16 protein-coding genes are annotated in these 18,622 nt (G+C 66.9%); 5 read left to right on the top strand and 11 right to left on the bottom strand.

Annotation, left to right across the window (positions count from 1 at the left end; translation table 11 throughout):
- Positions 1–25: 25 nt before the first annotated feature.
- On the bottom strand, positions 26–1,174 hold the full coding sequence (locus FCE95_RS08685; protein WP_137266639.1) for an acyltransferase family protein: 1,149 nt from the start codon (positions 1,172–1,174) through the stop codon (positions 26–28).
- A gap of 229 nt (positions 1,175–1,403) precedes the next feature.
- Positions 1,404–3,323 carry a M61 family metallopeptidase gene (locus FCE95_RS08680; protein WP_137266638.1) on the bottom strand — a complete coding sequence of 640 codons (1,920 nt, stop codon included), beginning with the start codon at positions 3,321–3,323 and terminating at the stop codon, positions 1,404–1,406.
- Between the two features lie 165 nt (positions 3,324–3,488).
- Here FCE95_RS08680 and FCE95_RS08675 point away from each other — a divergent pair, with 165 nt between their 5' ends.
- From FCE95_RS08675 to FCE95_RS08665, 3 genes are all read left to right on the top strand, one after another.
- Positions 3,489–4,364 carry a hypothetical protein gene (locus FCE95_RS08675; protein WP_137266637.1) on the top strand — a complete coding sequence of 292 codons (876 nt, stop codon included), beginning with the start codon at positions 3,489–3,491 and terminating at the stop codon, positions 4,362–4,364.
- A gap of 180 nt (positions 4,365–4,544) precedes the next feature.
- The gene (locus FCE95_RS08670) at positions 4,545–4,862 is read left to right on the top strand and encodes an I78 family peptidase inhibitor (protein ID WP_137266636.1); all 318 of its coding nucleotides are present in this window, start codon (positions 4,545–4,547) and stop codon (positions 4,860–4,862) included.
- A gap of 121 nt (positions 4,863–4,983) precedes the next feature.
- Positions 4,984–5,277 (top strand): hypothetical protein, encoded by a 294-nt coding sequence (locus FCE95_RS08665; RefSeq protein ID WP_137266635.1) that lies wholly within the window; start codon positions 4,984–4,986, stop codon positions 5,275–5,277.
- Between the two features lie 46 nt (positions 5,278–5,323).
- Here the strand turns inward: FCE95_RS08665 and FCE95_RS08660 are convergent, their stop codons facing one another.
- From FCE95_RS08660 to FCE95_RS08645, 4 genes are all read right to left on the bottom strand, one after another.
- On the bottom strand, positions 5,324–6,400 hold the full coding sequence (locus tag FCE95_RS08660) for a DNA topoisomerase IB (protein ID WP_137266634.1): 1,077 nt from the start codon (positions 6,398–6,400) through the stop codon (positions 5,324–5,326).
- Positions 6,401–6,560: 160 nt separating this feature from the next.
- A complete protein-coding gene (locus FCE95_RS08655; protein ID WP_137266633.1) occupies positions 6,561–6,788 on the bottom strand; it encodes a hypothetical protein in 228 nt (75 codons plus the stop codon).
- 171 nt (positions 6,789–6,959) lie between these two features.
- On the bottom strand, positions 6,960–8,216 hold the full coding sequence (locus FCE95_RS08650; protein WP_137266632.1) for a TCR/Tet family MFS transporter: 1,257 nt from the start codon (positions 8,214–8,216) through the stop codon (positions 6,960–6,962).
- Positions 8,217–8,537: 321 nt separating this feature from the next.
- Positions 8,538–9,146 (bottom strand): DUF2239 family protein, encoded by a 609-nt coding sequence (locus FCE95_RS08645; RefSeq protein WP_137266631.1) that lies wholly within the window; start codon positions 9,144–9,146, stop codon positions 8,538–8,540.
- 224 nt (positions 9,147–9,370) lie between these two features.
- Between FCE95_RS08645 and gltB the strand changes: the two genes are divergently transcribed.
- Together gltB and FCE95_RS08635 are read left to right on the top strand one after the other, a co-directional pair.
- Positions 9,371–13,969 (top strand): glutamate synthase large subunit, encoded by a 4,599-nt coding sequence (gltB, locus tag FCE95_RS08640; RefSeq protein ID WP_137266630.1) that lies wholly within the window; start codon positions 9,371–9,373, stop codon positions 13,967–13,969.
- Between the two features lie 52 nt (positions 13,970–14,021).
- Positions 14,022–15,464, top strand: a complete 1,443-nt coding sequence (locus FCE95_RS08635; protein ID WP_137266629.1) for an FAD-dependent oxidoreductase — start codon at positions 14,022–14,024, stop codon at positions 15,462–15,464.
- Positions 15,465–15,572: 108 nt separating this feature from the next.
- Here the strand turns inward: FCE95_RS08635 and FCE95_RS08630 are convergent, their stop codons facing one another.
- From FCE95_RS08630 to FCE95_RS08610, 5 genes are all read right to left on the bottom strand, one after another.
- A complete protein-coding gene (locus tag FCE95_RS08630; RefSeq protein ID WP_137266628.1) occupies positions 15,573–16,382 on the bottom strand; it encodes a hypothetical protein in 810 nt (269 codons plus the stop codon).
- A gap of 149 nt (positions 16,383–16,531) precedes the next feature.
- Positions 16,532–16,879: an endonuclease domain-containing protein gene (locus FCE95_RS08625; RefSeq protein ID WP_137266627.1), complete on the bottom strand. Its 348-nt coding sequence runs from the start codon at positions 16,877–16,879 to the stop codon at positions 16,532–16,534.
- A 101-nt stretch (positions 16,880–16,980) separates the two neighbouring features.
- Positions 16,981–17,574 carry a GTP cyclohydrolase I FolE gene (gene folE, locus FCE95_RS08620; protein ID WP_189644695.1) on the bottom strand — a complete coding sequence of 198 codons (594 nt, stop codon included), beginning with the start codon at positions 17,572–17,574 and terminating at the stop codon, positions 16,981–16,983.
- Positions 17,575–17,639: 65 nt separating this feature from the next.
- Positions 17,640–18,098: a glycine zipper 2TM domain-containing protein gene (locus FCE95_RS08615; protein WP_137266625.1), complete on the bottom strand. Its 459-nt coding sequence runs from the start codon at positions 18,096–18,098 to the stop codon at positions 17,640–17,642.
- 69 nt (positions 18,099–18,167) lie between these two features.
- Positions 18,168–18,536 carry a hypothetical protein gene (locus tag FCE95_RS08610; RefSeq protein WP_137266624.1) on the bottom strand — a complete coding sequence of 123 codons (369 nt, stop codon included), beginning with the start codon at positions 18,534–18,536 and terminating at the stop codon, positions 18,168–18,170.
- Between the last annotated feature and the right edge of the window lie 86 nt (positions 18,537–18,622).

Genomic DNA, 18,622 nt, shown 5'->3' with positions numbered 1-18,622 from the left:
GAGTTAGCCCGACTGCAAAAAACGATCAGATCGCAGGAACGGACGCCGGCGCTCTCTGCAGCCAATGTCGGCGGACGGCTCGTTCCGCGGGATCGGAGAACCAGCGCGCCACCGCCGCGCCGAGCAGCCAGCACAGCAGCACCGCCGGCAAATGCCACCAGAATCCGTTGCGCATGTCTTCGCCGGCGGCGCGGAACGCGCCGACGATGGCGAACACCACGAACATGTGGGTCAGATAGATTTCGTAGCTCAACCGGCCCATCGAACGCAGCCAACCCAAACCGGGGAACGGCCGGCGCACGGCCGCGTGATGCCAGTGCAGGCCCAGGATCAGGCCCGCGGCGGACAGCGTCAGAGCCAGCATGTAGCCGTTGCCGATCGCGCGCCAAAGTTCGGTGCCGGCGAACCACACCAGCACCAGGCCGCAAGCGCCGGCGATGCGGGCGCAGGACGCGATCCAAGCCGGCGGCCTCTTGTCGGCCAACAAGGCCGCGAGCACGCCGGTGGCGATCGCGGCCATGCCGGGCAGATAGGCCTTTTCCTGCCAGATTTCGTTTCCGTCCAAAGCGGCGCGCGTGATCGGCAGCGATAGCGCCAAGGCCAGCAGCAACACGGCGAGCAGTCGCGCGTCGCGGACCAGCAAGCAAACCAACGGGAAGCCGAGATAGAACGCTTCTTCGATCGACAGCGACCACAACACGTCCCAGCCGCCCGGCAACCAGCCGGTGCGGCCTTCGTACCAATTCAAATACAGGCCGAACGCCGAGAGCGTGGCGCCGCCGAGCGATTGGCCGGGCTTGTCGATCACGTAATGGGGCACGCCCGCCCAGTGCATCGCCGCCAGCGCCGGCACCAATGCGATCAGGCACGGCAAGATCCGCGCCGCGCGCCGCACGTAGAACGCGCGCACGTCGATGCTCGCCAGCGAACCCCAGCGCGCGATCGTGTGCGAGGCGATCAGAAAGCCGGAGATCACGAAGAACACGAACACCGCTTCGTAGCCGGAATAGCTCAGCCCGCTCAGTATCCTTTTCGGAACGAAGTCGGCCAACGCGGTCTTGCCGAGCGGAATGCGCAAAGCGACGTGATGGATCACCACCAACAGGATCGACAAGCCGCGCAGAGCGTCGATGCCGGGATTGCGGGGCAATGTTCGCGAAGCGCTTATGGCCATTCTTCGTTCTTATTCAGACCAGCGAAGCTCACGCTGTTGTCCCTCTCCCTTTTACGGGAGAGGGACAGGCCGAAGGCCAGGGAGAGGGTTCGGCTTTTGGCGTGCTGCTTCAAACAACATCAAAGCACGCTCGTTCCGCTCGCGCCCTCTCTCCTGCCCTTCGGGCATCCTCCCCCGCGAGGGGGAGGAAGAAGCATCGCGCTCGCTATCGGCGGCTAATGCCGCCGGATCACTTCTTGGTGAAAATCGGCGTCAAATAATCCGTCTTGCCCTCGATCCGCTCCAAATGCGGATAGCGCAGGCCGCCGTGGTAGTCGACCGGAATCGTGCGGTAGCGGTCGAACTCCTTCACCATCAGACGGATCGGCGCCTTGTCGTCCTTGGCCGCTTTGATCGCGTCTTCCAGCGCATCTTTGCTGTATTCGACGTCGTTCACCGCCACCAAGGTCATGCCCGAGCCGACGCCGGCGTTGAACGCGGGGCCGTCCCAGCGCACGTCGCCGACCTTGCCTTCCTTGTCGGCGCTCAAGCCGATCGAGTAGGTGAAGTCCGCGCCGCCGGCGCCGCGGCCGCCCTGGCGCGCGCGCGCCTTAGCCAGCTTGGAAGGCTCGTCCTTGTAGACCAAGCGCCAACCGCTGGCTTCGATGCCGCCGGTCAGCGGCACTTTGCCGTCCAGGCGTTCGCGCAGGAAGGTGGCCCAATCGTAGGCGGCCACGCCGTTGAGCGTGGCGACCACGTCGTCGAAGGTGTAGGTGTTCTGCGTCTTCCATACGCCGTCGTCGACGCCGAAGAAGGCGCGGGCGAAATTGTCCAGCGACTTCTTGTTGCCGGTGAGCTGGCGGATCTTCGCATCCGCTTCCAGCCAGATCATCTGGCCCGCGGCGTAGTAGTCCTCGCTCATTTGGTAGTTGCGATAGGGCTTGGGCGCGCGGCGGGAGATGATCGGATCGTTGGTGGTGTCCTGCACGTTGCGCCACTGCAGGCCGGGGCGGTTGTCGGCGTAAGTCGCCGCGACCATCGCCAGCGCATCGCGCGAACCTTCCTGGGTGCGCAGGCCGGAACGGCCGGTCAGCACGTTGCCCCAGTACTGCGTCTGCCCTTCGTAGACCCAGAGCAAACTGTCCTGCATCGGCACGTTGAAATTCGGCGTCCACAGATCGGCGGGACGGCGGAATTTGCCGTTCCACGAGTGCGTGTACTCGTGGCCGAGCAGATCGGTGCTGCCGATCTTTTCGTCCCAATCGGTGAAATAGTCGGTGCCCACGCCGTTCTCGCTGGAACGCTGGTGCTCCAAGCCGTTGCCGCCCATCTGGTTGGACAGCGAGAACAGGAAGTCGTAATGGTCGTAGTGCTGCGCGCCGTACAGCTTCAGCGCCTGGCGGACCAATTCGAGATGCCGTTCGATGTGATCGGGCTTGGCTTCGAGTTGCTTCGCCGCGTCGGCGATCACGTTCAAGCGCACCGGCACTTTCGCGCCCGGGGCCAAATCGAAGGTCTTGAAGTAGCGGCCGGCGTAGATCGGCGAATCGGCCAGGATGTCGAACGGCACCGGCTTGTAATGCACGGTGTCGCCTTCGCGGCTTTCCACGTCGAGCGCGGTGGCGGCCTGGAAGCCCGGCGGATACTTCACCGAAGCCTTGTATTCGATCTTGCTGGTGTAGTGGCCGGCCGGGTACAGCGCCGCTGCGATCCACTGCAGGTTCAGCATGTTGGGCGTCATCACCACCCGGCCTTGGGCACCGTCGGTGGGCGTCAGGTATTGGAATTCCACCTGCAGCGTTTGCGCGCCGGTCGGCACGTCTACGTTGAACGCGTAGACGTTGAGCGGATCGCGCTTCCACGCCACCGGTTGGCCGTTGGCGGTGATCTTCAAGCCGGCGATCTTGTCGATCGGACCGGAGGGACCGTGATTGCCGGGCAGCCATTGCGGGAACAGCAGGGTCAGCGCGCCGCCCTTCACGGGCACCGTCTGCCGGATCTTGAAGATGCGTTGCGCGAGGTCGGTGGCGTCGACGTCGATCGCGATCGTGCCCGGATAGGCTTCGTCCACCGGCGCCGGCACTTCGGCGCGGACGATCGAGGAAAGCAAAGGCGCCGACAACGCGAAAGCGACGGCGAGCGTGAGAGCGGCGAAGCGCGAGCGTGGCATACGGTGATCTCCCCCGGTGGTCGAAACTCCGCATCCTGACGGCTCTAGGCCACCGGTACCCCTGCCATTCGGCATGCTCGGAGCGTTTACACGGGCGTTTTTCGGCCGCGGTCACGGACTTGTCCGCAGCGCCCGCTATGCTCCGGCGAAAGGGAGGCGGCGGGCATGGCCCTCAAACGCATCTACGACAACTGGGACCAGGTCCGCCGCGCAACCGGCACGCCCGGCAGCCGCGAACGCCGCGCCTGGCGCGAATACCTGGCCACGCGCCCGGCCATCGCCTATTGGGGCGATTCCTGGTTCAGCACGCCGCTGTACAAGAACCTGTACTGGAACAGCTTCGCCCGCATCGACGGCATCTCGCTGCGCCTGGGCGGCCCAGGCCTGACCGCCGCCAAGATGCTCACGCCGTCGGCCTGCCGCAATTACGCCGAGCGCTTGAAATCGCGCGAATTCGACGCGCTGTGCCTGAGCATCGGCGGCAACGACGGCATCGGCGCGTTGCCGGCGCTGTTCGCCGGCGCGGGACGGCTGAGCGCCGAACAAGCCTTCCAGAAACTGCTGGACGCGCGCGTGTTCGAAGCCATCCGCGCGCGTTACTCGGTGCTGCTCGAAGCGATGTCGCGAGTGCGCCCGGGTTTCCGCGTCGTCGGCCACGGCTATGCGCCGCTGCTGCGGATCGGCGAACCCGGTGCGACCAGCATCAAGAATCTGGGCTTGGCCGCGCCGCTGATCGGCAACGTCGGCCCTTGGCTGTGGCCGGCGACGAAGTCCGCGCTAGGCAGCAAGGCCGAGGCCCGCCGCTTCGCCGAACTGATGCTGGTGAAGGGTTTCCGCGATCGCGTGCTCGCGCCGAGCAAGGCGGATTTTCCGGGCTTGTTCTCCTACGCCGATTTCAGCCAGGTGGCCGACGCCGCGCAAGAGTCGTTCTGGTACGACGAGATCCATCCCACCGAAGCCGGCTTCGGCGTATTGGCCATCGGCTATAACGCGATGATCCGCGCCGCGTTGCCGGCCTCCAAACGCGATGCTGTCGCCTGACGCTTCCGCTCTTGTAGGAGCGGCTTCAGCCGCGAGCTCTTTCTCTCAAATCGCGGCGACGTCGCGATGTCAAGGAAAAGCGCGCGGCTGAAGCCGCGCCTACAAAAAGCCGTGGCGGACGTTAACATCGCGCACACGTCCCCGGCCGCAGGCTTGCGCGGTCCTTTCAGGAGATCCGCCATGTCCCGCACCGCGCTGAGCTTCGCCGTTCTGTTGCCGCTGGCCCTTTCCGCGTGCAGCAGCTCGCCCTCTTCCGACGCCGCGGCATCCGCGCCGCCCGCGGCCGATGCGCCCAAGCAATGCGATGCCGCCGCCGCGCAGTGGGCCGTGGGCAAAGCCGCGGATCAAGCGCTGGTCGACAAAGCCGTCGCCGACAGCCATTCGTCGAACGCGCGCGTCATCAAACCCGGCCAAGCGGTGACGATGGATTACCGTCAGGATCGGCTGAACATCGAAGTGGACGCCGCCAACAATGTCGTCGCCGTTCGTTGCGGCTGACGACGGATACGCAGCGCGAACTTGAACGCAGCCGCGCAGGCTGCGTTTTGTTAGCCTAATTTTGACGCGGCTCTACGCACTTCCGCGCAAAGTCGCAGCGTACTTGACGCAAGGAGTCCGCATGACCCGCATCACGATGCCCATCGCTGCCTTGGCTTTCGCGCTGACGCTGGCGGCGTGCAATAAAAACGAGAACACCGAGCCGACGCCGACCGACGTCACGCCGACGCCGGCCGAAACGCAGACCACGCCGCCCGCCGATACCACCACTCCGCCGCCTGCGGACCAGAGCGCGCCGCCGACCGAAGGCATGGCGCCGGAACCACCGACGACGACACCGCCGCCCCCGGTCGACGATACGCAGCCGCCGGCGGACAAGAAGGAGCCGGAGAAGACCACTCCGCCTTCGTCCTAATCGATCGCGCTTCGCACGCACCGCCCCCTCCGCGGAGGGGGCGGTCTTATGCGCGTGCGCCGTTCCGATGCGCGCGGCGCAGGAAGCGCAAGGCGGCGGTTTCCCATTGCCGGGCGCCTTTTGCGGCGCCGGCCGCGCGCGCCAGACTGCCATCGCGCCATCCGGCGTAAAGCGACGGATCGATATAGGCCTTGCGGCACACCGCGACCGTGTTGCCGAGCGTGCGCGCCACTTCCGCGATCACCTCGTTCTGCGTTGCGGCCAGCGTGCGTTCGCTGGGGTCGTCGCCGCGCGCCGATTCGGGCAACGGCGTCGCGACGAACCGCCGGAACGCGAGCAAGGTGCCGCCCCAGGTGCGGAAGTCTTTGGCGGTGAACTCCTCGCCCATCGCTTCGCGCAAATAGTCGTTGACCATGCCCGAATCGATGCGCTGCCGCTTGCCGGCGTCGTCGACGTATTGGAACAAGGCCTGCCCAGGCAATTGCTGGCAAGCCTTCATCAGCTTCACCAGCCTCGCATCGTCGAGTACGGTTTCCTGCGCCTGCCCGCTTTTGCCCGGAAAACTCAGCCGCGCGCGCCCGCCGCGCAGGAATTCGACGTGGCGGTTGCGCAGCGTGGTCAGCCCGAACGAGCCGTTGTCGCGCGCATAAGCGTCGTTGCCCACGCGCAGCAAGGTTTGCGCCATCAGCGCGATCGCGATGGCCAGCACTTTCTCGCGCGGGAATCCCGGCAGCTTGAGATCGCGGCGCACCGCGCGGCGCAGTTTCGGCAGCGCCCGGCCGAAAGCGACGATGCGGTCGAACTTGCCGAAGCCGCGCACTTCGCTCCACTGCGGGTGGTAGCGGTATTGCTTGCGGCCGCGCGCGTCGCGGCCGGTGGCCTGCAGATGGCCGCGCGGGTCGGCGCAGATCCAGACGTCGGCGTAAGCGGGGGGGATCGCCAGCGCGCGGATCCGCGCCAGCGTCTTCGCATCGCGCACCGCGCGCCCGTTCGCGCGCACATAGGCGAAGCTGCGGCCTTTGCGTTTGCGCCGGATGCCGGGCATCGCATCGTCGACGTAGCGCAAACCGGCGCTGCGGGCGGCGCGTTTGCCGGCTTGGGCGGGATCGTCGGTTTGGGCCATCGGCCCAGCTTCGGGCCGCCCGCGTCAACGCCGCGGCAAGGCTTTGGTTTTTTGTAGGAGCGGCTTCAGCCGCGAGCTCTTGCCTTCAGTCGCAGCGACGTGCGGTAAGAGCTCGCGGCGGAAGCCGCGCCCACAAAAAAGCGATTAACCGTTCAGCGGATCAGCCGTCGCCGTCCTTCTTCTTGAAGTCGATCTTCTCGCTCTTGCGCTCGGTCTTGAGCTCGGCGCCCAGCTCGCGCTTGCACCAGGGCGCGACCGCTTCGCCGGGCCGGCTTTCGGCGCCGACGCAGGCCGGGTTGGCATCGACGGCGGCGTTGGTGTCCTTGTATTCGACGCTGCCGCAAGCGCTGGCGAGCAGCGTGGCGGCGATCAGCAGGGGGAAACGCATGGCGGAACCCTCGGTCGGTGGGTGCGGGGATTATCGCCAGCGGCGCCGGCAGCGCCATATGCCGAGATGCCTATGCTTTTTTGTGGGAGCGGCTTCAGCCGCGAGCTTTACCCATCAGGTCGCGGCGGTCTGACGGAAAGAGCTCGCGGCTAAAGCCGCTCCCACAGGTATTTACGCCGCGTCCACCACCGCGTCCGCCGCGGGCGCCGGCACCCGCGCGAAGCGCCATGCGACCAAGCCCGCCGCCATCAACATCAAGCAGGCCAGCAGGAATGGCGCGCCCGGCGCATGCACCGGCGCGCGCGCGCCGATGAACAGCGCGAACACGGTGGTGTACAGCGCCGGGCCGATGATGCCGGCGAAGCTGACCAAGCTGGTCAATGCGCCTTGGATGCGGCCCTGCACGCTCGGGCCGACTTGGCGCGTGACCAAGGCCTGGGTCGCCGGCATCGCCAACGCCCACATCGCCATGACCGGGATGCCGACCAGGAACCAGTGGCCCGTCGGCGCCAAGCCGTAGATGGCGAAACCGACCGTGCCGAACATCAAGCCGATCAGCAGCGTGCGGCGTTCGCCGAAAGCGCCGACCACCCGCTTCACCACCAAGGCGTTGACGATCACGCTGAACACGCCCACCACCGCCAGCACCCAGCCGACCGCTTGCGGACCCCAGTGGTAGCGGTAATCGGCGTACAGCACGAAAACGCTGGGGTACACGTAATGCGCCAAGTTGATCAGCAACACCACCGCGGCCAGCCCGAACACCTGCGGATAGCTCTTCAGCAGCATCAGCGAGCCGAGCGGATTGGCGTGCGACCAGTCGAAACGCGTCGTGCGCTTGTCCGGCGCCAGCGATTCGGGCAGCACGAACCAGCCGTAAGCGAAATTGCACAGCGCCAGGATCGCCGCGCCCCAGAACGGCAGGCGCAGATCGATGCCGCCGAGCCAGCCGCCGATCACCGGACCGATGATGAAGCCCAGACCGAACGCGGCGCCGATCATGCCGAAGGCCTGCGCGCGCTTGTCCGGCGGCGTGACGTCGGCGATGTAGGCGTTGGCGGTGGTGAAGCTGGCCGAAGTCATCGCCGAGATGATCCGACCGACGAACAGCCAAGCGAGCGTAGGCGCCAATGCCATGAAGATGAAATCCAGGCCCAAGCCGAGGCAGGACAGCAGGATCACCGGACGCCGGCCGTAGCGGTCGGACAACGCGCCTTGGATCGGCGCCGTCACGAACTGGATCAGTGCGAACATCGTGCCGAACACGCCGACCCACAGCGAGGCCTCGGCGATGTCGCCGCCGACGAAGCGCTGCACCAGATGCGGCAGCACCGGGATGATCAAGCCGAACGCGAGGATGTCGATCAGGACGGTGACGAAGATGAAGGCGAGCGCGGCTTTGCGGGCTTGCGGGGCGAGGGCGTTCATGCCGATTCCTGAAGTTGGATCCGCGATCGATCGTGTGAATTTCGCCAACAGCAAATCACTATGCGATTCCCGGCCCTCGCTTCCGCGAGGGCGCTCGGTCAGCCGCAAGCCTTTGGCTTGCAAGCGGCTGCCCTCGCCCCCTGTTTCCCCTTTTTTCAAAGGGAAGAAAGCCGTGGCGGACTCGGCTCTTGCTGTCCCCTCTGTGAAAAAGAGGGGGCAGGCGGATATTTGCTTTTGACTTTGCTGTTGTCGCGTCGCAGCCGTTGAGACGGCCGGACCGCGGCGCGCGCTAATGATGCCGCTTGCGCGCCCGCGCCGCCATCACGCCAGCGCGTCGGCGGCGAGCATGGCCAGGTGCTCGCGCACGTCCTCCGGCCAAGCCGCGATGCGCTCCTCGAATTGCGAGGCCTCGCCGGCGAACAGGGCCCGCGATGCCTCTTCGAAACCCGGCGCGTCGCCGGCCATCGCCGACATGAAGCGATAGGCCGATTCCTGCGCCTCGCGGCGGCGGTCGTTGCCGGCGTGGGTGCGGCGCGCTTCCTCGACCAGCTTGCGCAACGCCACCGAAGCGCCGCCGGGCTGGGTCGCCAGCCACTGCCAGTGGCGCGGCAGCAGGGTCACCTCGCGCGCGATCACGCCCAGCCGCGGCCGGCCCGGCCCTTTGCGCGGGGTCGCCTCGGCCGCGGCCGGATCGGCGCTGCGCGCGGCCTGGTCCGAAGCCTCCGCCAAGCGCTTGAGCAGATCCGCGGCCGTGCCGCGCAGATCGATCTCGATCTGCTCGCTGCTGCGGTCGTCGAAGATCTGCACCGGCGCCGCACCCGGGGCGGAAGACGCCCGTTGCGCCATCAAGGCGACGTGGCGCAGCTCGCCGGAGGCGATGCGGTGCTGGCCGGCGAAGGCGGTGCAGCGGGTGTCGGGGGCGGCTTGCATGCGGGCGGTCGATCCGAAGAGTGCGCGGATAATACCCGGGTTTATTTGAAAGTCAAATATACCCGGGCGTTTTGTTCGCGGCAGGAATCGATCACCGTACCGAGACGAATTGCCGCAACGCACAAATTGTGTTCTAGTCGGACCATCCTTGCAAAGGCAGGCCGGAGCGCGCGAGCGCACCGTAGCCCGCCGTCGCCACGCGAAGCGCAGCCGACGGAGACAGGATGGACGATCGCCAAAGCCGCACCGGTTTGTACGACCCCCGCGACGAGCGGGACAGCTGCGGCTTTGGCTTGATCGCGCAACTCGACGACCGCCCTTCGCGCGATCTGGTCGAGCACGCGCTGGAAGCGCTGGGCCGCATGACCCACCGCGGCGGCGTCGCCGCCGACGGACTCAGCGGCGACGGTTGCGGTTTGCTGATCAAACGCCCCGACGCTTTTTTACGCGCGCTCGCCGCCGAAGCTGGCATCGCGCTCGGCGTGCAGTACGCCGCCGGCCTGGTGTTCCTGCCGCACGACGAAACGGACGCGGCGAAAGCGCGCGCCGGCTTGGCCCAGGCGCTGCGCGAAGTCGGTTTGGCGATCGCCGGCTGGCGCATCGTGCCGCTGGACGAAAGCGCCTGCGGCGCGAGCGCGCGGCGTTCGCTGCCGCGGATCGAACAGGTCTTCGTCGGGCCCGCGTTGGACGTCGACGGCGCGCGGCCCGAACCGGCCGCGTTCCAGCGCGGGCTGTACCTGGCGCGGCGCCGCGCGGAACAACGCATACGCGGCGAATTGCCCGACTTCTACATCGTCACCTTGTCCGCGGACAGCGTCGGCTACAAAGGCATGGTGCTGCCGTCGCATCTGCCGCGGCTGTATCCGGATTTGCGGCGCGCCGACCTGGCCAGCAGCGCGGTGGTCTTCCATCAGCGCTTCTCCACCAACACCAGCTCGCGCTGGTCGCTGGCGCAGCCGTTCCGCTTGCTGGCGCACAACGGCGAGATCAACACCATCGCCGGCAATCGGCGCTGGGCGCAGGCGCGCGCCGCCGAGTGGCGCACCGACACGCTGGATCCGCGCGAATTCGATCCGGTGATCGAAATCGACGGTTCCGATTCGCAAAGCCTGGATTCGATGCTGGAACTGCTGCAAGCCGGCGGCATGGACCTGCTGAAGGCGATGCGTATCCTGATTCCGCCGGCGACGCAGTCGCTGGAATACAAGGACGCGGATCTGGCCGCGTTCTACGAGTACTACGCGCTCAACACCGAACCTTGGGACGGCCCGGCCGGCATCGTCGTATTCGACGGCCGCTACGCCGCCTGCACGCTCGACCGCAACGGCCTGCGTCCCGCGCGCTGGCTGCTGTCGCGCGACCGCCATTTCCTGGTCGCTTCCGAAGCCGGCGTGTGGGAATTGCCGACGGCGGAGATCGAGGCCAAGGGCAAGCTCGGACCCGGGCAGATGATCGCCGCCGATCTGCATACCGGCGAATTGCTCGACAGCGACGCGATCGACGCGGTCAACCGCGCGCGCGCGCCGTACAAGCGCTGGCTGAAGCAGGGCATGACCTATCTGCACAGCGAATTGATCGATCCTGCGCTCGCTGCGGAACCGTTCGACCACGGCACCCTGGCCGGCTTCCAGAAACTGTTCCAGCTGACCCGCGAAGAACGCGAGCAGGTGCTGCGGCCTTTGGCCGAAACCGAACAGGAAGCGATCGGCTCGATGGGCGACGACGTGCCGATGGCCGCGCTGTCGCAACACGTGCGGCCGCTGTACGACCGCTTCCGCCAGGCGTTCGCGCAGGTGACCAACCCGCCGATCGATCCGCTGCGCGAAGACTGCGTGATGTCGCTGGCCACCCAGATCGGCCGCGAAGGCAACGTGTTCGTCGACGGGCCGGACGTGGTCCACCACGTGCTGCTGAATTCGCCGGTGATGTCGCAGCGCAAGGTGCGGCAGTTGCTGTCGATGGCGCCGTACGACGCGTCGCATCGCTACATCGATTTGAATTTCGCACCGGAAGAGGGCCTGCGCGCCGCTTTGGAACGCATTTGCGCCGAAGCCGAAGAGGCCGCGCGCGCCGGCGTGCTGCTGTTGATCCTGAGCGACCGCCGCCCGCGCCGCGACCATCTGATGCTGCACGCGTTGCTGGCCACCGGCGCGGTGCACCAGCATCTGGTGCGCATCGGCCTGCGCTGCGCGGCGAACCTGATCGTGGAAACCGGCACCGCGCGCGATCCGCACCATTTCGCCTGCCTGGTCGGCTTCGGCGCGACCGCGGTGTATCCGTATCTGGCGTACCAGACGCTGCACGATCTGGGCGTGCGCGGGATCCTCAAGACCAAGCACGGCGGATATGCTTCCCAAGAGCCGGCCCAGATCGGCCGCAGCTATCGGCGCGGGGTCAAGAAGGGGTTGCTCAAGATCATCTCGAAGATGGGCATCAGCACCATCGGCAGCTATCGCGGCGCGCAGCTGTTCGAGATCGTCGGCCTGGATCGCGAAGTCGTCGAGCTGTGCTTCGCCGGCACGCCGTCGCGGATCGGCGGCGCCGGCTTCGACGCGCTGCAGGCCGAGGCCGCGCATCTGGCCGCGTTGGGTTGGGACAACAATGCGCTGCCGGAAATCGGCGGCCTGCTGCAGTACACGCCGGAGGGCGAATACCACCAATTCAATCCCGATGTGGTGATGTCGCTGCAGCGCGCGGTGCGCAGCGGCGACGCCGCGGATTGGAAACGCTATGCGGACACCGTGAATTCGCGTCCGCCGGCCGCGCTGCGCGATTTGCTGGCTTTCGACACGACCGCCGTGCAGCCGGTTCCGCTGGACGAAGTCGAACCGATCGAAGCCATCGTCAAACGCTTCGACACGGCGGCGATGAGCCTGGGCGCGCTGTCGCCGGAAGCGCACGAAGCGTTGGCGATCGCGATGAACCGTCTGGGCGGACGCAGCAATTCCGGCGAAGGCGGCGAGGATCCGGTTCGCTATCGCAGCGAGAAGACGTCGAAGATCAAGCAGATCGCCTCCGGCCGCTTCGGCGTCACGCCCGAATACCTGGTCAACGCCGAAGTGCTGCAGATCAAGATGGCGCAAGGCGCCAAGCCGGGCGAGGGCGGCCAGCTGCCGGGCCACAAGGTCAACGAGCTGATCGCGCGCTTGCGTTACGCGCGGCCGGGCATCGGCCTGATCTCGCCGCCGCCGCACCACGACATCTATTCGATCGAAGACTTGGCGCAGCTGATCTTCGACCTGAAGCAGGTCAATCCCGACGCGCTGGTATCGGTGAAACTGGTCTCGCACGCGGGCGTGGGCACCATCGCTACCGGCGTGGCGAAGGCGGGCGCGGACCTGATCACGATCTCCGGCCACGACGGCGGCACCGGCGCGAGCCCTTTGTCGTCGATCCGCTACGCCGGCACGCCTTGGGAACTGGGCTTGTCCGAAGCGCGGCAAGCCTTGCTGGCGAACGACCTGCGCGAGCGCGTGATCGTGCAGGCCGACGGCGGCCTGAAGACCGGCCTGGACGTGATCAAGGCCGCGCTGCTCGGCGCCGAAAGTTTCGGCTTCGGCACCGCGCCGATGATCGCGCTGGGCTGCAAATACCTGCGCATCTGCCATTTGAACAACTGCGCGACCGGCGTGGCGACGCAGGACGAACGCTTGCGCGAAAACCATTTCTCCGGATTGCCGGAGCGGGTCGAGAATTTCTTCCGCGGATTGGCCGAGGAAGTGCGCGGCTATCTGGCGCAGTTGGGCGCAAGGACGTTGGATGAAATAGTCGGACGCGTCGATTTATTGCGGCAGATCGAGAGCGGTTACGACGCGCACCGGCACCTGGACCTCTCGCCTTTGCTGGCCGTTGCAGCGACGCACAAATCCCCCCCGGCCCTCCTTTTTCAAAGGAGGGAGAACAGCAACGGCCCGCGCACCGCCGTTCCTCCCCCTTTGCAAAAGGGGGACCGAGGGGGATTTGCGGAGAACGTCGGATCTTGCGGCGCACCCGCGCTAGTAGCGGAGCCCAATGGCTTGTCCGTACGCCTGGAGACCGAACTCGCCGATCCGATTGCGGAAAAACGCGGCGGCCGCTTCGAATATCCGATCCGCAACACCGACCGCAGCATCGGCGCACGCTTGTCCGGCCGCATCGCGCGCCTGCACGGCAACCTCGGCATGAACGACGCGCCGATCGAACTGCGCTTCGACGGCACCGCCGGGCAGAGCTTCGGCGCTTTCCTCGCCGGCGGACTGCAGCTGGAATTGCACGGCGAAGCCAACGATTACGTCGGCAAAGGCATGGCCGGCGGCCGCATCGTCGTGCGACCGCCGGCGAACGCGCGCTACGCCGCGCACGAGGCGCCGATCCTCGGCAACACGTGTTTGTACGGCGCCACCGGCGGCGAACTGTACGCCGCCGGACAAGCGGGCGAGCGCTTCGCGGTGCGCAATTCCGGCACCACCGCGGTGGTGGAGGGCGTCGGCGACCACTGCTGCGAATACATGACCGGCGGCACCGTCGCGGTGCTCGGCCGCACCGGCCTGAACTTCGGCGCCGGCTTCACCGGCGGCATGGCCTACGTGCTGGATTTGGACCGCGATTTCGTCGACCGCTACAACCACGAGCTCATCGACATCCTGCGCATCAACAGCGAAGGCTTCGCGGCGCACCGCTCGCATCTGCTCGACTTGATCGAAACCCACGCGCGCCTGACCGGCAGCGCCTTCGCGCAGCGCATCCTGGAAGAATTCCGCGATTTCCTCGGCAAGTTCTGGCTGGTCAAGCCGAAGGCGGCGAGCCTGGAATCGCTGGCCGACAATTTGAGGCGGGCGGCATGATCATCGTAGGCCTCGGTATCCGGGCTCCGTGCAGCCGCATCGGATGCTGTGCATGAGCAAAAAAACCGCCTTCGAATTCCTGGACACGCCGCGGCGCATGCCCGAACGCATTCCGTTGGAACTGCGCAGGCAAGGCGACTGGGGCGAGCTCTACGGCCGCTTCGGCGCAGCGGAAGCCAAGCATCAGGCCGGGCGTTGCCTGGATTGCGGCAACCCCTATTGCTCGTGGGGCTGTCCGCTGCACAACTACATTCCGCAATGGCTGGAACTGGCGCGCGAGGGCCGCATCCACGAGGCCGCGGCGTTGTGCCACGAAACCAATCCCTTGCCGGAAATTTGCGGCCGCGTCTGTCCGCAGGACCGCCTGTGCGAAGGCAGCTGCACGCTCAACGACGGCTTCGGCGCGGTCACCATCGGCGCGGTGGAGAAATACATCGTCGACGCCGCGCTCGCCGACGGCTGGCGGCCCGACTTGTCGACGGCGAAGAGCATCGGCAAGCGCGTCGCCGTGGTCGGCGCCGGGCCGGCGGGATTGGCCTGCGCCGATCGCCTCGCGCGCGCGGGCATCGCCGCCACCGTGTTCGACCGCTACGAAAAGATCGGCGGACTACTGCAATTCGGCATTCCGAGCTTCAAGCTGGACCGCGGCGTAATGGCGACGCGCCACGAAATCCTGCGCGGAATGGGCGTCGAGTTCGAACTCGGCGTGGAGATCGGCCGCGACATCGGCCTGGACCGTCTGCTCGACGAATACGACGCGGTATTCCTGGGCCTGGGCAGCTATCGCTACACCGACGGCGGCCTGCCGGGACAGGATTTGCGCCACGTGCTGCCGGCGTTGCCGTTCCTGGTGCAGAACGGCCGGATCGTCACCGGCGACGATCCGGCCGGCCGGCCGATCGCCGGTTGGGAAGACGAGATCGCGCTGCCCGATCTGCGCGGCAAGCGCGTGGTCGTGCTCGGCGGCGGCGACACCGGCATGGATTGCGTGCGCAGCGCGGTGCGTTTGGGCGCGTTGAGCGTGCGCTGCGTCTACCGCCGCGACGAAGCGAACATGCCCGGCTCGGCGCGCGAAGTCGCGAACGCGCGCGAGGAAGGCGTCGAATTCCTGTTCAACCGGCAGCCGCTGGCGCTGCTCGGCGACGGCGATGTCGCCGCGGTGCGCGTCGCGCAGACGCGCTTGGGCGAAGCCGACGCGCGCGGCCGGCGCGGCGCGGACATCGTGCCCGGCAGCGAATCGGAGCTCGCCGCGGACGTGGTGATCATCGCTTTCGGTTTCCAGGCCGATCCGCCGGCCTGGCTGGCCGCTCACGGCATCGCGGCGCACGCTAATGGTCGCATCCGCGTCGATGGCGGCTTGCCGTTCCAAACTTCGAACCCGCGCATCTTCGCCGGCGGCGACGGCGTGCGCGGCGCGGATCTGGTGGTGACGGCGGTGCACGAAGGCCGCGAGGCGGCCAAGGGCATCGTGCGGTTCCTATCGCAACCTTCTTAGAAACGGCCTGTTGTAGGAGCGGCTTTAGCCGCGAGCTCTTTCCAACAGATCGCCGTGGCCTGATTGGAAGAGCTCGCGGCTAAAGCCGCTCCCACAATTTGTCCGACATCAGCGCTGCGCCATCAACTGCGCGGTGGACACCGCCAGCCGCTCGACCGCGTCGCCGAAATCGCCGTGGCCGCCGTCGGCATACACGCCGTTGCCGCGCGCGAATTGGGAAGCGACGTCGCTCGAAATCCGGCTGGCCTGCGAGAACGCGCTGTTGAGGCTGCCTTCCAACGTCGATACCGCATCGACCACGTCGACGAAATCGCCGCGCATGGCGCTGTCCATCACGCTGCTGGCGACGTTCGACAAACCGCGCATCTCGCGCGCCACCGAAGCGATGTCGCCCAGGCCCGGCACGCGGCCGTTGGTCAGCGCGCCGGTCGCCAGCGTGCCGAGCACGCCTTGCAAGCTGCTGCTGGTCGCCGCGCCCGGAATCTTGCCGGCGAAGGCGTCGATGGCCATGTTCGCCAACGGCTGCATCGAAGCGGGCAGATTCGACGAGACCGCGCTGCGCGCCGCCTCCTGCAAGCTGCCGCCGACGAGCGCGTTCACCACGCCCATCACCGCGCCCGGCAAGCCGCCGGTGATCGCGCCCATGAACGCCGCGCCGACCAGGCCCTGCAGATCCTGCGGATCCAGGCCGAGCATATTCGCCAGATTGCCGACCGCCTCGCTGAGGCCGGCGGCGTCGGCAACCGAACCGAGCATGCCGCTGACCGCGTCGGCGACCGCATCGACCGCTTGCCCGAGGCTGTCGGCGACCGAATCGGCGGCGTTGCCGAGCCCGTCGGTCGAGCTGTCGTTGCTCGCGGAATTCGAACCGCCGCTTCCGCCTACGCCGCCGGCGCCATCGCTACCGTCGCTGCTCATGGGCGTGCCCTCCGTCAACCGGTGTCCATGGAGGGTAGACCCTGGTTTTACAGGGAAAAACCTAGTGCGAACCCCAGGTCGCGATGTCTTGCCCCTCTCCCCTTGCGGGAGAGGGAAAGGCGCGCAGCGCCAGGGAGAGGGTTCGGCTTTTAGCGCGTACTTTCTAGCGCTCGAAGGATGGATTCCAGCACATCCTCCGTCCGCTGCAGGATGTCGTTGTTCCAGAAACGCAGCATGCGAAAACCTTGCGCTTCCAGCCAAGCCGTTCGCTTCTCGTCGTATCCAACGGCATCCGCATGCTGTCCGCCGTCGGCTTCGATAACCAGTCGGCATCGCAAACAGACGAAGTCGGCAATGTAAGGGCCGATCGGCTGTTGCCGCCTGAATTTGTACCCTGAAAACCGCTTTCCGCGCAGATGCTGCCAAAGCTTGGCCTCCGCATCCGTCTGTCCGGTGCGCATGCGCTTGGCATGGTCCAACAATTTCTGTTCTGTCATTCGGGTCCCACTTAAAAGCCGAACCCTCTCCCTGGCCCTTCGGGCCTGTCCCTCTCCCGTAAAAGGGAGAGGGACTTAAAGCATACCGACGCCGCGAGCGGTTACGCGTGCCCGTCGCGGATGAAGCGCAAAAACTCGGCGCGGGTGCGTGCGTCGTCGCGGAAGCCGCCGAGCATTTTCGAGGTGACCATGCTCACGCCGCGCTTGTGGATGCCGCGGGTGGTCATGCATTCGTGGGTGGCTTCGACCACCACGCCGACGCCGCGCGGATTCAGCACCTGCTGGATGCAATGCGCGATCTGCGCGGTCATCTTCTCCTGCACCTGGAAGCGGCGCGCGTACGTTTCGACCACGCGCGCGAGCTTGCTGATGCCCACCACTTTGCCGTCGGGCAGATAGCCGACGTGGGCCTTGCCGATGATCGGCGCCATGTGGTGTTCGCAATGGCTTTCGAATTCGATGTCGCGCAGCACGATCATCTCGTCGTAGCCGGCCACTTCCTCGAACGTGCGCGCCAGGTATTCCTGCGGATCGCCGGCGTAGCCGCTGAACCAGTCGCCGTAGGCTTCGACCACGCGCTTGGGCGTGTCGAGCAGGCCTTCGCGGGCCGGGTCTTCGCCGGCCCAGCGCAGCAAGGTGCGGACCGCGTCTTCGGCCTGTTCGCGGCTCACGCCGTTGTCGTTCTTCGCGGCCATGGCGGCTCCGATGCTGCGGAAAGCCGCCATGTTAGCGCGCCCAAGCGCGCGCGGCCCGCAACGCTCTATTCCGCGCGGCCCATCGTGCGTAGGTTCTCGTCGAGCTCGCGCCACGCATGCGCGACGGCCGCTTGCGCCTGGTCCCATTCCAGCCGCGATCCGCCGCGCGCGCGGCCCCATCCTTCGGCGAGCGCCGCGGCGGCCCGCTCGAAGGTTTGGCCGCCTTGCGTGGCATAGGTGTCCAGGCCGTAGCGATAAGCCGGCGCGTAGTCCGACCAAGCCATGCCGTCGATGTAATAGGGCGTGGTGCGATAGACCTGCTGGTAGTGGCCGAGATCGCCGCGCGGATCGGTCGCTTCGGAAAGACGATGCCCGATCAGCGCACCGAGCGCGCCGCCGGCCACCGCACCCAAAGTCAGCCCCGGCGTGCCGCCGAGCAACGCGCCTACCGCCGCGCCCAAGGCGCCGCCGCCGAGGGTCGCGCTGCCGGTGCCGAGGATATGGTCTTTTTGGAGCGTACTCATCGTCTCGCTCCTGGTCTGGGAACGAGTTGAAACTAGTCCCGGAGGCGTCCACCGCGAGTGAATATGCGCCTAGCGCCGGCGGTTCTGCGCCGGCCGCGCGCCGATGTCCCCCGGTGCGTTCAGCTCCAGCCGCCGCCAGATGTCGCGGATCGCGCCGCGGGCCTCGGCCCAAGCCAGCCGCGAGGCGGCGCGGCCGGTTTCCCAGTCGCTTTCCAATTGCGCTTCGACGTCTTCGAAATGGCGGCCGGGATGGCGGACGTAATGCTCGTAGCCGTAGCGGTAGGCCGGCGCGTAATCCACCCAGGTGCGGCCGCTGGAGTAATAGGGCGCATCGCGGAAGGCGAGCAGGTAATGCTCTTCGTGCTCGGCCCAATCTCCGCCCGCCGCGGCGAGCCGCGATGCGCGTCCGTGCAAGTGCGCCCCCGTGTTCATCCTCATGCCGTTCCCGACGCTCGGGCGCCGCTGCTTCGCCAACATGGGCGCGACGCTAAAACAGCGGCAGTCGGCGTGCAGTGAAGACTCGC

It is taken from the genome of Luteimonas gilva (genome assembly GCF_005239095.1).
In the GTDB taxonomy this organism is placed as follows: domain Bacteria; phylum Pseudomonadota; class Gammaproteobacteria; order Xanthomonadales; family Xanthomonadaceae; genus Luteimonas_C; species Luteimonas_C gilva.
Note: the sequence above shows the minus strand (reverse complement) of the source record. Positions and strands in the feature narration are given on the sequence as shown.

Coding starts and splice junctions, on each gene's coding strand:
- FCE95_RS08685 (WP_137266639.1), bottom strand. CDS start 1,174: ATGGCCATAAGCGCTTCGCGAACATTGCCCCGCAATCCCGGCATCGAC.
- FCE95_RS08680 (WP_137266638.1), bottom strand. CDS start 3,323: ATGCCACGCTCGCGCTTCGCCGCTCTCACGCTCGCCGTCGCTTTCGCG.
- FCE95_RS08675 (WP_137266637.1), top strand. CDS start 3,489: ATGGCCCTCAAACGCATCTACGACAACTGGGACCAGGTCCGCCGCGCA.
- FCE95_RS08670 (WP_137266636.1), top strand. CDS start 4,545: ATGTCCCGCACCGCGCTGAGCTTCGCCGTTCTGTTGCCGCTGGCCCTT.
- FCE95_RS08665 (WP_137266635.1), top strand. CDS start 4,984: ATGACCCGCATCACGATGCCCATCGCTGCCTTGGCTTTCGCGCTGACG.
- FCE95_RS08660 (WP_137266634.1), bottom strand. CDS start 6,400: ATGGCCCAAACCGACGATCCCGCCCAAGCCGGCAAACGCGCCGCCCGC.
- FCE95_RS08655 (WP_137266633.1), bottom strand. CDS start 6,788: ATGCGTTTCCCCCTGCTGATCGCCGCCACGCTGCTCGCCAGCGCTTGC.
- FCE95_RS08650 (WP_137266632.1), bottom strand. CDS start 8,216: ATGAACGCCCTCGCCCCGCAAGCCCGCAAAGCCGCGCTCGCCTTCATC.
- FCE95_RS08645 (WP_137266631.1), bottom strand. CDS start 9,146: ATGCAAGCCGCCCCCGACACCCGCTGCACCGCCTTCGCCGGCCAGCAC.
- gltB (WP_137266630.1), top strand. CDS start 9,371: ATGGACGATCGCCAAAGCCGCACCGGTTTGTACGACCCCCGCGACGAG.
- FCE95_RS08635 (WP_137266629.1), top strand. CDS start 14,022: ATGAGCAAAAAAACCGCCTTCGAATTCCTGGACACGCCGCGGCGCATG.
- FCE95_RS08630 (WP_137266628.1), bottom strand. CDS start 16,382: ATGAGCAGCGACGGTAGCGATGGCGCCGGCGGCGTAGGCGGAAGCGGC.
- FCE95_RS08625 (WP_137266627.1), bottom strand. CDS start 16,879: ATGACAGAACAGAAATTGTTGGACCATGCCAAGCGCATGCGCACCGGA.
- folE (WP_189644695.1), bottom strand. CDS start 17,574: ATGGCCGCGAAGAACGACAACGGCGTGAGCCGCGAACAGGCCGAAGAC.
- FCE95_RS08615 (WP_137266625.1), bottom strand. CDS start 18,098: ATGAGTACGCTCCAAAAAGACCATATCCTCGGCACCGGCAGCGCGACC.
- FCE95_RS08610 (WP_137266624.1), bottom strand. CDS start 18,536: ATGAGGATGAACACGGGGGCGCACTTGCACGGACGCGCATCGCGGCTC.